The organism is Emticicia sp. 17c, assembly GCF_037153985.1.
In the GTDB taxonomy this organism is placed as follows: domain Bacteria; phylum Bacteroidota; class Bacteroidia; order Cytophagales; family Spirosomataceae; genus Emticicia.
Genome location: NZ_JBBAYI010000001.1, coordinates 569,302 through 583,793 on the forward strand (window position 1 = coordinate 569,302; position 14,492 = coordinate 583,793).

Annotated in this window: 14 protein-coding genes; 8 read left to right on the forward strand and 6 right to left on the reverse strand. The window is 39.2% G+C overall.

What is annotated here, in order from left to right; all coding sequences use genetic code 11:
* Positions 1-184 precede the first annotated feature (184 nt).
* The 4 genes from WAA15_RS02415 (at position 185) to rplT (ending at position 3,211) form a co-directional block, all read left to right on the forward strand.
* The gene (locus WAA15_RS02415) at positions 185-1,201 is read left to right on the forward strand and encodes a bifunctional heptose 7-phosphate kinase/heptose 1-phosphate adenyltransferase (RefSeq protein WP_337040799.1); all 1,017 of its coding nucleotides are present in this window, start codon (positions 185-187) and stop codon (positions 1,199-1,201) included.
* A 16-nt stretch (positions 1,202-1,217) separates the two neighbouring features.
* On the forward strand, positions 1,218-2,504 hold the full coding sequence (locus tag WAA15_RS02420; RefSeq protein WP_337040800.1) for an AGE family epimerase/isomerase: 1,287 nt from the start codon (positions 1,218-1,220) through the stop codon (positions 2,502-2,504).
* Positions 2,505-2,563: 59 nt separating this feature from the next.
* Complete coding sequence (gene rpmI, locus WAA15_RS02425; RefSeq protein WP_337040801.1) at positions 2,564-2,758, forward strand: 50S ribosomal protein L35; 195 nt, start codon at positions 2,564-2,566, stop codon at positions 2,756-2,758.
* A gap of 108 nt (positions 2,759-2,866) precedes the next feature.
* The gene (gene rplT / locus WAA15_RS02430) at positions 2,867-3,211 is read left to right on the forward strand and encodes a 50S ribosomal protein L20 (protein ID WP_337040802.1); all 345 of its coding nucleotides are present in this window, start codon (positions 2,867-2,869) and stop codon (positions 3,209-3,211) included.
* Between the two features lie 55 nt (positions 3,212-3,266).
* On the opposite strand, the gene WAA15_RS02435 is transcribed toward rplT, so the two are convergent.
* Positions 3,267-3,722 carry a nuclease A inhibitor family protein gene (locus tag WAA15_RS02435; RefSeq protein WP_337040803.1) on the reverse strand — a complete coding sequence of 152 codons (456 nt, stop codon included), beginning with the start codon at positions 3,720-3,722 and terminating at the stop codon, positions 3,267-3,269.
* 117 nt (positions 3,723-3,839) lie between these two features.
* Between WAA15_RS02435 and WAA15_RS02440 the strand changes: the two genes are divergently transcribed.
* The 3 genes from WAA15_RS02440 to dnaK all read left to right on the forward strand — a co-directional run bounded on the left by WAA15_RS02440 (position 3,840) and on the right by dnaK (position 9,366).
* On the forward strand, positions 3,840-4,424 hold the full coding sequence (locus WAA15_RS02440) for a hypothetical protein (protein WP_337040805.1): 585 nt from the start codon (positions 3,840-3,842) through the stop codon (positions 4,422-4,424).
* Between the two features lie 301 nt (positions 4,425-4,725).
* Positions 4,726-7,281: an NPCBM/NEW2 domain-containing protein gene (locus tag WAA15_RS02445; RefSeq protein WP_337040806.1), complete on the forward strand. Its 2,556-nt coding sequence runs from the start codon at positions 4,726-4,728 to the stop codon at positions 7,279-7,281.
* Positions 7,282-7,470: 189 nt separating this feature from the next.
* On the forward strand, positions 7,471-9,366 hold the full coding sequence (gene dnaK / locus WAA15_RS02450) for a molecular chaperone DnaK (RefSeq protein ID WP_337040807.1): 1,896 nt from the start codon (positions 7,471-7,473) through the stop codon (positions 9,364-9,366).
* An 80-nt stretch (positions 9,367-9,446) separates the two neighbouring features.
* On the opposite strand, the gene WAA15_RS02455 is transcribed toward dnaK, so the two are convergent.
* From WAA15_RS02455 to trpS, 3 genes are read right to left on the reverse strand one after another with little or no spacing between them, the layout of a single operon-like run.
* Positions 9,447-9,872 carry a DUF2147 domain-containing protein gene (locus WAA15_RS02455; RefSeq protein WP_337040808.1) on the reverse strand — a complete coding sequence of 142 codons (426 nt, stop codon included), beginning with the start codon at positions 9,870-9,872 and terminating at the stop codon, positions 9,447-9,449.
* 2 nt (positions 9,873-9,874) lie between these two features.
* Positions 9,875-10,459: a phosphatase PAP2 family protein gene (locus WAA15_RS02460; RefSeq protein WP_337040809.1), complete on the reverse strand. Its 585-nt coding sequence runs from the start codon at positions 10,457-10,459 to the stop codon at positions 9,875-9,877.
* 1 nt (position 10,460) lies between these two features.
* A complete protein-coding gene (gene trpS / locus WAA15_RS02465; protein ID WP_337040810.1) occupies positions 10,461-11,435 on the reverse strand; it encodes a tryptophan--tRNA ligase in 975 nt (324 codons plus the stop codon).
* 59 nt (positions 11,436-11,494) lie between these two features.
* Between trpS and WAA15_RS02470 the strand changes: the two genes are divergently transcribed.
* Positions 11,495-12,163 (forward strand): DUF2461 domain-containing protein, encoded by a 669-nt coding sequence (locus WAA15_RS02470; RefSeq protein WP_337040811.1) that lies wholly within the window; start codon positions 11,495-11,497, stop codon positions 12,161-12,163.
* Here the strand turns inward: WAA15_RS02470 and WAA15_RS02475 are convergent.
* Together WAA15_RS02475 and WAA15_RS02480 are read right to left on the reverse strand one after the other, a co-directional pair.
* A complete protein-coding gene (locus WAA15_RS02475) occupies positions 12,160-13,350 on the reverse strand; it encodes an aspartate aminotransferase family protein (protein WP_337040812.1) in 1,191 nt (396 codons plus the stop codon). The genes WAA15_RS02470 and WAA15_RS02475 overlap by 4 nt on opposite strands.
* Positions 13,351-13,753: 403 nt before the next feature.
* Entirely contained in the window at positions 13,754-14,476 is a 723-nt protein-coding gene (locus tag WAA15_RS02480) for a LytR/AlgR family response regulator transcription factor (protein WP_337040813.1), read from the reverse strand.
* Positions 14,477-14,492: the final 16 nt, after the last annotated feature.

Here is a 14,492-nt window from a genome sequence, read left to right on the forward strand (position 1 = left end):
TATAAATGATTGGTTATCAGTAGTCGTTTTTATGATTTTTTCAGTTTAATAAAGAGGCTGATTTTTCGATAAAGAAGTTTTGCTGGTTTTTAATTTACATTTAGCATTTTTTTAGCAATTTTACCACGTCCATCTTATTTGCATTATTGCAATAAAATTTTGAAAGAATTTAATACTTTATCTGATGCCTATTACAAGAAGTGAAATTGAAGAGATATTTAGAAAAATAAGTACTTTACGTGTTGGAGTTATTGGTGATTTCGCGGTCGATTTCTATTATGATATTCATTATAAAAGTCAGGAGTTTTCGGTAGAAACCGGCAAAGAGGTTTTCTGGGCTAGCAAGCCTCATTCTTCACTTGGAGCGGCCGGAAACGTTGTTAATAACCTGAAAGCACTAGGAATTGAGCAAATACAGGTATTTGGCTGTGTGGGTAATGATATTTATGGCCGTGAAATGATGAGCCTCTTTCATAAAATTGGGGTAAATACACAAAACCTGAAAATTCTGAACAACAATTGGGATACCTGTACCTATACCAAGCCGATGTCGGACGAAGGCGAAGCTAACAGAATAGATTTTGGCACACATAACCAGCTTGATGAAACCGTTTTCGGAGACTTGCTTGATTCGCTGGGGAACGCTATTGATACTCTTGACGTACTGATAATTAATCAGCAATTTCCGAATCCGCTTTTAAACCCGCAGAGAATCGAACAACTGAATCAACTCATTTCAAAATCATCTGCCTGCTTGTTTGTTTCTGATTTACGTGCCTATGGATATTGCATAAAAAATACTATCCTAAAGGTCAATACAGAGGAAATGGCAAGGCTATTAGGCATAAGCAATATAGATGAAGCAGATGAAAATGCCTGCATAGAACATGGCAAGAATCTGCAAACACAAATTGGAGATTCTTTGATAGTGACCAGAGGTGAACATGGGATTCTGTATCTCGATAAAGAAGAAACACAAAATGTAAAAGCGGTTCCAATCAGGCAAGAGATTGACACCGTAGGGGCAGGCGATACCGTTGTTGCCGCTTTTTCAGCAAGCAGAGGTACTGGGGCATCTATCAGGCAGTCTTTACAAATTGCTAATCTGGCTGCGGCCGTAACAGTGCAGAAACTCCGCCAGACCGGAACAGCTAGTCCCGACGAAATTTTACATATCTACCAAGCAACATTCAACTCTTAAATATTATATCATACCTATGTACTCAAAAGACACGGCTATTCAACTTCGGGATGAAATAAAAGATTACCTGAACTCTGGCCTGCTTCCTTTCTGGATAACCCGAACCGTTGATAATCAGTACGGTGGGTTTATTACTCATTTCGACCAGTTTGGCAATGACTCTGGCGAAGACGAAAAATCTTTAATTGCCCAAAGTAGGTCTGTATTCACTTACTCTTCGGCACACAGGGCTGGCTATGGTGGTGGTAAACTTGCTGAAATGGCACGCCATGGTGTTGATTTTTTGCTTGACAAAATGTGGGACAAAGAACATGGTGGCTTTTACTGGATGGTAAACCGCAAGGGAGAAGTAACTATTGATGAAAAAATAGTTTATGGCCATAGTTTTGCCATTTATAGCCTAAGCGAATATACTTTAGCCACTGGTGACCCCCGCGGACAAGAATATGCCGAAAAAGTTTTTGATTTACTTCAAAAGTATGCTGTTGATACAAATTACGGCGGTTACTGGGAAATGTTTTTAAGAAACTGGGACTTAAAAGGGCCGGGGGCTGCCGGGGGCGATAGAAAAACACTTGATGCGCACATGCACTTGATGGAAGCCTTTACTACCCTTTATGAATGCACAGGCCAACAGGTGCATCGCCGGAAATTGCTCGAAATAATTGAGCTTCTGACCAAGAAAATTATGCATCCGGTATACGGAACCGGAATTCCGCAATTCTGGGCTGACTGGAGCGTTGCACCCCAAATTAAGTTTGATATAGTATGGGGATGGGACAGATTTACAGAAGATGGGCAAAAAGCCGCCGCCGAAGATAACACCAGTTACGGCCATAATTCGGAATTTGCGTGGTTACTAATGCACGCCCTTGATATTCTTGGTCTGCCTTATGATACTCATCGTGAACAAATTCAAAAATCGTTCAGCCATTCGGTTGAATATGGTGTTGACTGGGAGTATGGTGGCGTTTATGTAGAAGGCTCGCACGCCGGAGAAGTATATGACCGTGAAAAAGAGTTCTGGCAACAAGCCGAAATGCTGATAGGAATGCTGGATGCTTTCAGATACCTGAAAGATGAAAAATACTGGAATGCTTATGTAAATGTACACAGGTTTGTATTCGACAAAATGATTAACCATGAATTGGGTGAGTGGTGGCCTTTAATGACGCGCCAAGGCGAGCCAATCTGGAAACACATGAGCCATTCGTGGAAAATTAATTACCATGATGTGCGTTCGATGGTGCAATCTGTTGTGCGTTTAGATAAGATTTTGAACACAAACTTGGAAAAACAATAAATAAATTGTATTTTTGCACCCCAATTTACTTTTTATTCAATACTAAAAGTTTCAGTACAATGCCAAAACAAAAAACCAATTCTGGAGCTAAAAAACGCTTCAAAATTACAGGTACTGGCAAAATCAAGCGTAAACACGCTTTCCATAGCCATATCCTGACTAAAAAATCAAATAAACGTAAAAGAAATCTTGTTTCGGCTACGTTGGTAAGCCCATCTGATGCTAACCGCATTGAGGCTTTACTTAATATGTAATAGTAGTCTCAGGACTCTTACATTGGTTCAGTTGTTTCACCCGATGAATGGCACCAAAGAGTTTGGTTTATAAACTAAACCGCCAAAGTCAAAAAACTAAAAATTAAAATGCCTAGAAGTGTAAATCACGTTGCCTCAAGAGCAAGACGTAAAAAAGTTTTAAAATTAGCCAAAGGCTATTACGGACGTCGTAAGAACGTTTGGACGGTTGCTAAAAACGCCGTTGAAAAAGGTTTAGTATATGCTTATGCTGGTCGTAAGCAAAAGAAAAGAAGTTATCGCCGTTTATGGATTGTACGTATTAATGCAGGGGTTCGTCCGTTAGGATTGTCATATTCTGTTTTAATCGACAAACTAAACAAAGCTGGTATTGAATTAAACAGAAAAGTATTGGCCGACTTAGCAATGAACCACCCAGAGGCGTTCAGAGCGGTAGTTGAGAAAGTAAAATAAGCATAGCAATTACATGAAAAGGGGTATCAATCAGGTTGATACCCCTTTTCTGCTTCTAGCTTTCAATTATCAGGGTTTTAAGCCCTTTCCATTTGCCTTCAGCATCTTTGCCAATCAGGTAGGCTTCAATTTCTACTCTTCCTGCCCTGAAATATTCTAATTCTGTCAGATTTTCCTGCATAATAGTTTTAATTCTGGCAAATTTCTCAGCTCTTTCAGTCTCATAGTCTGTCCACCAATCTTGTTTGTTCAATACAACGTCAAAGAATTTTTCCCACGGTAAAGACTCTACCCTATCGCTGGGAGTTAGCCCAATATACTTTCTGAAAAGAATAGGGCTAAAAGGAGCCGGATGGTCAGCCTGCCAGTCAATAACCTTTAATTTTTCATCAGATTCGCTCGGATACAATAAATCAACAACATTTTCTTTAAGTAAATCAACAACTGATTTTTGAGTAATGCCTTCTTCTTTTGAAGATTCTACCTCAGTCACATTTTTTTTTGTGTCCATCTTGTTACTTTCTATAAATTAAAGGTCTAAATAACGTATATTTAAACTGATTCTGGTTTAAATGTAAGAAAAAAATAATAATATTGTACCCATTAACAACCATTAAAAAATAAGAACATGTTAGAAGTTTTGCAAGGGCTTATTCAGCAATACGGTCAGAGTGCTGTTGTTGATAATCCTGCTGTCCCAAATCAGCATAATGAAGATGTTAAGAGCGAGGTAATGAATGGTCTTCTAGGTGGCTTAAGTAATCAGGCTCATACACAAGGCGGGCTTGGTAGTTTATTAGGCTTACTTGGAGGTAATTCAGGTAATAATCAAGGTCTGATGTCAAATCCTATTGTGGGCGGCATTGCTCAGAATGTGATCGGCAATTTAATGGAGAAATTTGGTTTGTCAAACTCGGCAGCAGCAAGTGTAGTAACTGGCATGATTCCGTCAGTACTAGGTAGCCTGATTAGCAAAGTTAATGACCCTGACGACGACTCAGTTAATACAGGTAGTGTAATGGATGTATTATCGGGTGGTAAAACATCAGGTATAGACTTCAGCAGCATTTTAAGTCAGGGGGCTGGTGCCTTAGCTGATGGCAAACTTGACATGAACGACCTTGTAAATATTGCAGGTGGCCTTATGGGTGGCAATAAGCAAGGCGGCGGCGGCTTAGGCGGTATGCTTGGCGGCTTATTTGGCGGCAAATAATATTAATTATATATACTCAGAGCCAAACCGTAAAAAAGTTTACCATAAAATCAATTATGGTTGCTTTTTTTGGTTTGGCTTTTTGTTTTTTAATACCTTTACACCCTCATTCTAAAAAGTGAATTATAAGTTATTTAAAAATAAACCACAACGACAACTGCTTAAGTGATTCTATCAGGCTAAAAACCTGATTATTAAAATATTGAGTGATTCTGATATTATAATTTATCCTAGTCTGAATTATGGCTCTGGCTGCTGTTATTCAGTACTTAAGCAGTGGCTAAAATAAAAGACCATAACTATGAGACTTCGCATCTGGCTGTTGATTTTTCTGCTTTTTTCTGTATATTCCTACGGACAGATTAATATTACTTTTCCTATGGAAAAGGCCGTTTTTCAGAGAAACCAGAATAATCAGGCCAATCTATCAATCGCTGGAAATTATGCCATCAACATCAGTATTGATTTAATTAAGGCACGTCTTATTAACCCTGCCAATGAAAATGTTGTGATGGATTGGACTACCATTCAGAGCAATCCGACAGGTGGTGTTTTTAACGGTACACTTGTAAATGTGCCCGGTGGCTGGTACAGGCTCGAATTAAGAAGTTATTTAGGTGGAAGTATTAATGGCACGGCTACTTTGAACCGTGTGGGGGTGGGCGAAGTGTTTTTAATTGCAGGACAATCAAATGCACAGGGTCTTGAAAATATTGGTAACGGTGCTGAAGATGAAAGAGTTATTACACACAACGAACTTACATGGTACGACAGTGGAGCAGGGCAATGTGATAAAAAATTCCCGAATTATCCTTCTTTAGGGCAACTTAATGGGCCTATATCAAAAACAGGTTTTAGTAGCTGGTGTTACGGCAGGCTTGGCGATTTGCTCACAAGCCGCTTAAATGTACCTGTTGCTTTTTTTAATGCGGGAGCTACTTCAACCTCAAGTGTTAACTGGAAAGAAAGCTCAGACAATATACCTACGCCCAACCACTATAATGGTAGCCAGTTGACTTTCTGTAATCAGGTGGGAGTACCTTACAGTGGGCTAAAAATCATATTAAATTATTATGCTTCTTTATTTGGTGTAAGGGCAGTCTTGTGGCATCAGGGAGAATCCGACAATTTCATAAATCTATCGGGAAGCACTTATCAAAACAATATCAACTATGTTATCAATAAAAGTCGCGCTGACTTTGGCAGTACCGTTCCGTGGGTAATATCAAAAGCAACGCTTTTTCATTATGATGATACACAGGCAGATATAAGAATTGCCCAACAAATTTTGGGTAGCGACAACGCTAACAAGATTTTCCCTGGCCCTGATACCGACTTACTTGGTTCTGGTTACAGACTTGATGATGTACATTTTAATAGTCAGGGAGTTATTGAATTAGCTAATTACTGGAATAGTTCGCTTGATGATACCTTCTTTAATTTTGCTACGCCTATTCCTGCTAAATCGCTTCCGGTTGTAACAGTTACTCAGATAAATTCTGAGTCACAATTACTAGCTCCTGATGGTTATAGCGAATACAAGTGGGTAAGATTAGATGCCGGAAATACCGATTATCAGGACCCCGAAGAGGCTACTACAAGATTAATAAGCAGGGTAAGTGGCACGTATCGTTGTTATTTAAAAGATGCTAACGGTAATATCACTTTTACTCAACCTGTTACGTGCGGTTGTTTAGGAGCAATAGCTTGTAACGGAATAACTTATTTATCCGATATGGGTGCGTGTACGGCTATTAACGGCTTAGGTGCTATTAAATACGACAAAAGTAATGATGGTGCTCCTATTAAACTAAAGGGCGTAACGTATGCTAAAGGGATAGGCTGCCATGCTAATTCGGAAATTTCTTACAAATTAAATGGTAGTTTTGGCCGTTTTATTACAGATATTGGCCTTGACGATGAAGTAGGCCCTGCCCCACCCGTAAATGGGTCGGCTTATTTCAGGGTTTACGCCGATAATGCCCTCCGTTACGAAAGCCCACTTTTAAATAACAGTAGTGCTACAATAAAATTAAATATCGATGTGCGTGGGGTACAGGAACTAAAGCTCATCACCAATTATGGGCCTGATAATTTTAATTATGACCACACAGACTGGGCCGGTGCTCGCCTGCATTGTGTTGATACTCAAAAACCAACCCAACCACAAAATTTAAGTGAAAGTCTGGTAAGCCAGAATTGTGCTACCATAAGCTGGTCGGCCTCTACCGACAACATGGAGGTTGAAAAATACATAATTTATCTGAACGACATCAAAATAGACTCCGTAAGTGCATCTGCAACAAGCTACCGGATAAAAGGGCTCGAACCTCTTTTTTATTATACCGCACGGGTTTCGGCCAAAGATTATTCAGGCAATGAGTCTACCCTGAGCAATGTTGCTGAAATTATTACCTTGCCCGACTTAATGCTCGGTGCTACCCCTAATACCATTAATATAGGGCAAAGCACTATATTACAAGCAGATTGCCCGGGTGGCACTGTTCTTTGGAGTACAGGCCAGACAGGTATTTCTATAAACGTAAGCCCTACCACAACTACCACTTACAATGCTACTTGTACTATTGGCGACTGTACCAGTAACACTGCTTTTGTTTCAGTAAAAGTAATACCCGACTGCCAGAATGCCTACACCTTAACTAATCCGGCAGATAATTACGAACTACCGTCGATTAATCTGAGTTTTAAGGCATCTAGTACAATTAGTGCTTCAAACGCTATTTCTAATCAGGCAAAGGTTAATTATCAGGCAGGGCAGTCAGTCACATTACAGCCGGGTTTTCAGGTTCAGGCTGGTAGTGTCTTTAAAATACAAATAGGCGGTTGTAGCAATTAGCCTTTATTGACAATATGTACTTCTTCTAAAAAAGTATTTGTCTAAATAAGTCAAAAACGCTTAATCGGTATATTATTTCTTACTCATTCCCTGTCAATCTGTCAGTTTTTTCTGCCAAATAAATGCTTGGCACGTCCATTGATGAAATACAGATAAATCAATCTGAATTAATTTACTGAAATAAAAAATATGGGAAAAATCATTGGAATTGACTTAGGAACAACAAACTCATGCGTTGCCGTTATGGAAGGTAACGAACCCGTTGTTATTGCTAACAGCGAAGGTGCCCGCACAACTCCTTCAATCGTAGCATTTTTAGAAAATGGTGAGAAAAAAGTAGGTGCCCCTGCCAAACGTCAGGCTATCACCAATCCTAAAAATACGATTCAATCTATTAAACGTTTCATGGGAAAACGTTTCAATGAAGTAAGTGCAGAAATGAAAACGATTTCTTATGATGTAGAACAAGGCCCAAATAATACGCCTCGTGTACGCATAGGAGACCGCCAATATACTCCACAGGAAATTTCGGCTTTCATTCTTCAAAAAATGAAGCAAACTGCCGAAGACTACCTCGGAACCACCGTTACAGAGGCTGTAATTACAGTTCCTGCCTATTTTAATGACGCTGAACGTCAGGCAACAAAAGAAGCAGGTGCCATTGCAGGTCTGGACGTGAAACGCATTATAAATGAGCCAACTGCTGCTGCTTTGGCTTATGGCCTTGACAAACAAGGGAAAGACATGACCGTAGCCGTTTTTGACTTGGGTGGTGGTACCTTCGACGTATCGATTCTTGAGTTGGGCGATGGTGTATTTGAAGTAAAAGCAACTGACGGTGACACCCACTTAGGTGGTGACGACTTCGACCAAGTGATTATTGAATGGCTTGCTGACGAATTCAAGAAAGATGAAGGTATTGACTTACGTCAGGATGCCATGGCACTTCAACGTTTGAAAGAAGCTGCTGAAAGAGCAAAAATTGAGTTATCAAGCTCTTCTCAAACAGAAATTAACCTGCCATACATATTCCCGGTTAATGGTATTCCAAAACACTTGGTAAGAAGTTTAAGCCGTGCCAAATTTGAACAACTGGCCGACTCGCTAATTCAGAGAGCAATGGAGCCTTGCCGTAGAGCTATGAAAAATGCAGGCATGAGCAACAGTGATATTGACGAAGTGATTCTTGTAGGTGGTTCAACACGGATTCCGCGTGTACAAGAAGAAGTTGAGAAGTTTTTTGGCAAAAAACCTTCTAAAAATGTTAACCCTGACGAAGCCGTAGCTATTGGTGCTGCCATTCAGGGAGGTGTGTTAACAGGTGAAGTAAAAGACATTCTTTTACTTGATGTTATTCCGCTTTCGTTAGGTATCGAAACAATGGGTGGTGTATTCACAAAAATGATTGAAGCTAATACTACTATTCCAACCAAAAAGAATGAAACATTCTCAACAGCCGCTGACAATCAGCCTTCGGTTGAATTACATATCTTGCAAGGCGAACGCCCAATGGCTAGCCAAAACCGTACTTTAGGCAAATTCCATCTGGATGGTATTCCACCAGCACCACGTGGCGTTCCGCAAATCGAAGTTACATTCGACGTTGATGCCAATGGTATTCTGAATGTAACTGCCAAAGATAAAGGTACAGGTAAAGAGCAAAAGATACGTATTGAGGCATCGTCTGGTTTATCGGAAGATGAAATCAAGAGAATGCGTGATGAGGCCAAAGCTAATGAAGAGGCTGATAAAGCAGAAAGAGAAAAAATTGAAAAGCTAAATGCTGCTGATAATATGATTTTCTCGACTGAAAAACAATTGAAAGAATACGGTGATAAACTTTCAGCAGGTAATAAGTCAGCCATTGAAGGTGCATTGGCTGAACTAAGAGCAGCTCATGGCACCAAAGATGTTGCCGCAATTGATGCTTCTATTGAAAAATTGAATAACGCATGGCAGGCTGCTTCTCAGGATATCTATGCTGCGGGTGCTGCCCCAACAGGAGACCCAACTCAAACCGGAGGCGCAGCCAATGGTGGCAAAGATGAAGAAGTAACCGACGTTAACTACGAAGAAGTAAAATAATTGGTTATTGTAATAATAAAAAACTCCCTTAGATTTTTCTGAGGGAGTTTTTTTTATGACCGTTTCGATTGTCAGTTATATTAATCAGCCTTTGTAAAATGTTCGGTTCGGCCTATTAACGAGATACCGATATAGCCTCTGATATCTAATTTAACAGGACTAACAAGGCTCATTTTACAAGAATAAGTTTTCCCGTTTTTTGGGTCATACACTTCACCATCTACCCATGCGCCTTTCCCATCCTGAACAAAATTTTTCAGATTTACTAATCCTAGTATAGGGCGGGTTTTCAATTTAGCATCTGGGTTTTCTTTGTCGGTTCGGGGTTTCCCATTTTCATTTGGCTCTTTAAGCCAGACAACTTTACCAAAAAACTTGTCTCCCTGTTTAAAAAATTGAATTTTCGCAGTTTTTTCCTGATTATACCACGTGCCTTGTGTAATGTCTTGTGCTAAGGCAACTTTGGCCATCATAAGCAACATAACAAATGAATAAAGTTTTTTCATGTTTACTGTGAGATACTCCTCATTTTTAAGTTAGTGAAATTAATGTATTTAAAAGTTATGAAATACACAAGTAATGTAATAAGTATGCCCACAACGGCTCCGGTAAGTAAGTCGGTCGGATAATGGACTCCTACATATATACGACTATACGAAACTAAAATTGCCCATAAAAACAGAAAATATTTCAGGTTGCTATCTTTATTGGCTATTAAAGCAAAAGCCATAGCCAATGCAAAACTATTAGCAGCATGGCTCGAAGCAAAACCATACTGCCCGCCACACCCCCCTACAACATGAACAAGGTTTTCGATTGCAGGGTCATGGCAGGGCCTGAACCGCTGAAAGTAGGGCTTCATGAGGCCAGAAGTAATTCTGTCGGCTAACCCAACTGAAACAAGTACAAATACGAGGTTATGCCACGGTTTCTTTTTAATAACTACAAAAATGTAATAAATAAGGTATAGATACAGGGGTATCCAAGTAAAACGATGTGTTACCCAGTACATAATTACATCCAATGTAGGCGAGTGAAAGCTATTGAGCCACAAAAACCACTCGTATTCGGCGTATTTGATAGTGTCAATCATATTAGTTGAAGCCTAGAACGATTCTTACCTCTTCAATTGTTTTCTTTGCAATTTCTCGTACCTTTTCTTCACCTTCTCTCAGTTTTTTCTCTAATGCCTCCGTATTCTCCATGTAGTAGTTGAAGATTTCTCTTTCTTTTTCAAACTTTTTCCAGATTAGTTCAAACAACGCCTGTTTAGCATGCCCGTAACCATACCCGCCACGCAAATAATTCTGGCGCATGGTTTCAATATCGGCTTCATCGGCAATTAATGAATATAATTTAAAAGTAATGTCAGTATCGGGGTTTTTAGGTTCTTCAAGTGGCGTACTATCTGAAAGAATAGATTTGATTACTTTCTGCAAAGGTTTTTCTGGCAGAAAAATATCAATATAGTTTTTGTAAGACTTACTCATTTTTGTACCATCAGTACCCGGAATCACCATTACGCTTTCGTCAATCAGCGGTTCGGGCAGCACTAGCACTTCTCCGTAGGTCCGGTTAAAAGACGCAGCTATGTCTTTCGACATTTCCAGATGCTGTTTCTGATCTTTCCCCACAGGCACAAAATTAGCTTTGTAGAGAACTATATCAGCCGCTTGAAGCACCGGATATGTAAATAAACCTGCATTCACGTCTGACAGCCGGTCTGACTTATCTTTGAATGAATGAGCATTAGCAAGCATCGGATATGGTGTCTGGCAACTTAAATACCATAATAATTCGGTATGATAACCGGCCAGTCGGGATTGTCTATAAAAAAAGTTTTTGTCGGCATCGAATCCACAAGCCAGCCACGCAGAAGCCACTGCACGCGTATTATCAACCAATGTTTGTGCATCTTTGATGGTTGTCATTGAGTGGAGGTCTGCAATAAACAGAAACGATTCTGTATCTGGTTTTTGTGAAAGTTTAATTGCAGGTAAAATAGCTCCTAAAATATTGCCCAGATGTGGGCGGCCACTGGCTTGTATACCTGTCAGAATTCTTGTCATAAAGTTTAAATTATTTCGATAATAAAATGTAATTTGTAGCAAAAATAGATAATTTACTAATGCTTACTCAACATACGCTCCAATTTTTAAAAAATCTGGAAGAAAACAACAATCGTGAATGGTTTCAGGCACACAGGCAGGATTATGACATAGCAAAAGCTGCATTCGAAAAGTTTTGCCAGCAAATATTGACAGGTTTATCAGCTTTTCAGCATGACCTGCACAATACAAAAGTGAAAGATTGTATTTTCAGAATTAACCGTGACATCAGGTTTTCAAAAGATAAAACTCCTTATAAAAAATATTTCTCGGCAGCTTTTGGGCCAGGGGGCCGTCAATCAGGCCGAATTGATTTTTATTTTCAACTTCAAGCCAATGATGAGACTTTTATTGGAGGCGGAATGTGGGAGCCTACTGCTTCCCAATTAGCTGCATTCAGACAAGAAATAGATTATAATCCTGACCACCTGAAAGGCATCATTGAAAATACTGCTTTCAGGCATTACTATGATAAAATCTGGGGGGAACGCGTAAAACTTATGCCAAAAGGCTACGCCAGTAATCATCCTGACATTGAGTTATTAAAGTATAAACAAATGTTTTTTTACCATAAATTCAGCGACGAAGAGGTATTGGCAGAAGATTTTCCACAAAAATTAATTGATGGTTGTCTTATCTTAAAACCGTATCTTGATTATCTGAACAACTTATTCTTTGAAAATTTTTAAATACTTTCAAGTATAATTTTACAAGCCTGCCTGATTTCGGTAGCAGAAATAACTAGCGGCGGAGCTATGCGCATGGAGTTATCACAATACAGAAACCAGTCTGTAATTACACCTTTACTGATAGCCTTGTCGATAATTGGTTTTAAAGTATTAAAATCTTTAAATTCGACGGCTATCATTAATCCTTTATTTCTGATTTCTGTAATTGCAGGATGCACCAGTAAGTCTTTAAAAAGTTGCGCTTTGGCCTCAACCTGCGAAAGAAGGTTTTCCTGAAAAATAGTTTGGAGGGTCGCCAACGAAGCAGCACAACTTACGGGGTGGCCTCCAAAAGTACTAATATGCCCCAAAATAGGGTTTTCTTTAAAAACTGACATTATTTCAGCAGGGGCAATAAAAGCTCCGATGGGCATTCCGCCCCCCATTCCTTTGGCACAAAGCAAGATGTCTGGTACTACACCATAATGCTCAAAAGCCCAGAATTTGCCTGTTCTGCCAAACCCTGATTGTACTTCATCAAAAACCAATAATGTACCCACCTCATTGCATCTTGCCCGAAGTGCCTTTAAATAATCAGTATCTGCTGGGCGCACCCCTGACTCCCCTCCTATGGGTTCAAAAAAAACTGCTGCGGTTTGCGCAGTAATCCTTTCTAAGTCAGTGAGTTTATTGCGTTCAATTTTTGAAATAGCAGGTAGCAAAGGCCGGAAATTTCTTCTGAAATGCTCTTCACCTAGCGATAAAGCACCTTGAGTTGACCCATGATAGGAGTTATGGCACGCAATAATTTCGTGACGGTTGGTAAAACGTTTGGCCAGTTTCATAGCACCCTCAACGGCTTCCGTTCCAGAATTAGTAAAGTAAACATTATCAAGTACAAGTCCTTTGGGCGTTTGAAACGAAGCAAGGGTGTTAGCTATAGCCTTTGCTAAAGCTACCTGTGGCTGTTGTATATACTCGCCATAAACCATCAGGTGCATATATTTATCTACCTGATTTTTGATAGCATTTACCACATTCGGATGCCTATGCCCTACATTACTAACGGCAATACCTGCAATGAGGTCGATATATTTTTCATTGTTTTTTCCATACAAATACACACCTTCTGCGCGTTCAATTTCAAGTGCAAGTGGAAAATCAGAGGTTTGTGCAACATTTTGCAAGAAAATTTGTCGGATATTCATTTGTATTGATTGCTATTTATTTTTGATGCAAAATAGAAACAAAAAAACTCGCAAGCAAAGCTCGCGAGTTTTACGTACTAACCTATTATTTATGAGTAGATATTTACTCCATTATTTTAATACTTCTACACAGTTTAATCAATTAGTTTTTAGGTCTGGCAAATCCTTTCTCTTCTTATCCCTTACCTTTGATACTCATTGATTTTTTCTTTTTCCTCAACCTCCGAATCACTTGTTGTTTGTGAATCTTTTCCTACACTGCGTAGAGGGTGTTTTACTTATTCTGCTTTGCCTTATTGTTTTTATATAAGACGTTGTTTTCTTAGCATTTCGATGCACAATATTAAGCATAACTATACCTTATTTAAAATACTTTCGACAAAACACCCGATTTTTGCGACGTTTATTTACCTCCGATTCTACGCATTAGTTCCTCAGAGAACTGCTCACTTACTGGTATCTGATGCGCGCCTATACTGATTTTGAGATTTCGTATTGATTCAATTTTATTGAGTGATACAATAAATGATTTGTGTACCCGCATAAATGGCAATGATGAAAGTTTTTCCTCAATGCCTTTCATCGTCATACGTGTAATAACAGGACGGCTTTGAGTTGACAAATATATTTTAATGTAGTCTTTTAAGCCTTCTATATACAAAATATCGTTATATCGTATTTTTACGAGCGAATACTCGGCATTTACAAAAAAATGTTCTTCCAGATTGACAGTAGGTGCTACCTGAGGCACATTCTTTAACTGATATAATTCATGAGCCCTATTACACGCTTTCAGGAAACGTTCAAACGAAACAGGTTTTAATAAATAATCAATTACATTCAGTTCAAAGCCTTCGAGGGCATATTGTTCATAAGCCGTTATGAAAATAACCATAGGATTTGTTACAAGGCTTTTTAAAAACTGAACTCCTGTTATACCCGGCATCTGAATATCAAGAAACAATAAATCAATCTGGCGTGATTCTGACTTTTCTTTCTGAATCAATTGGATTGCCTCAAAGGCATTCCGGCACCGCCCAACTAGTTCTAGGTAAGGAACTTGGCGTATATTATCTTCCAGCAAGTCTAATGCAAGAGGTTCATCATCAATGGCTATACAACGCATAATTTTGGAATTTTCG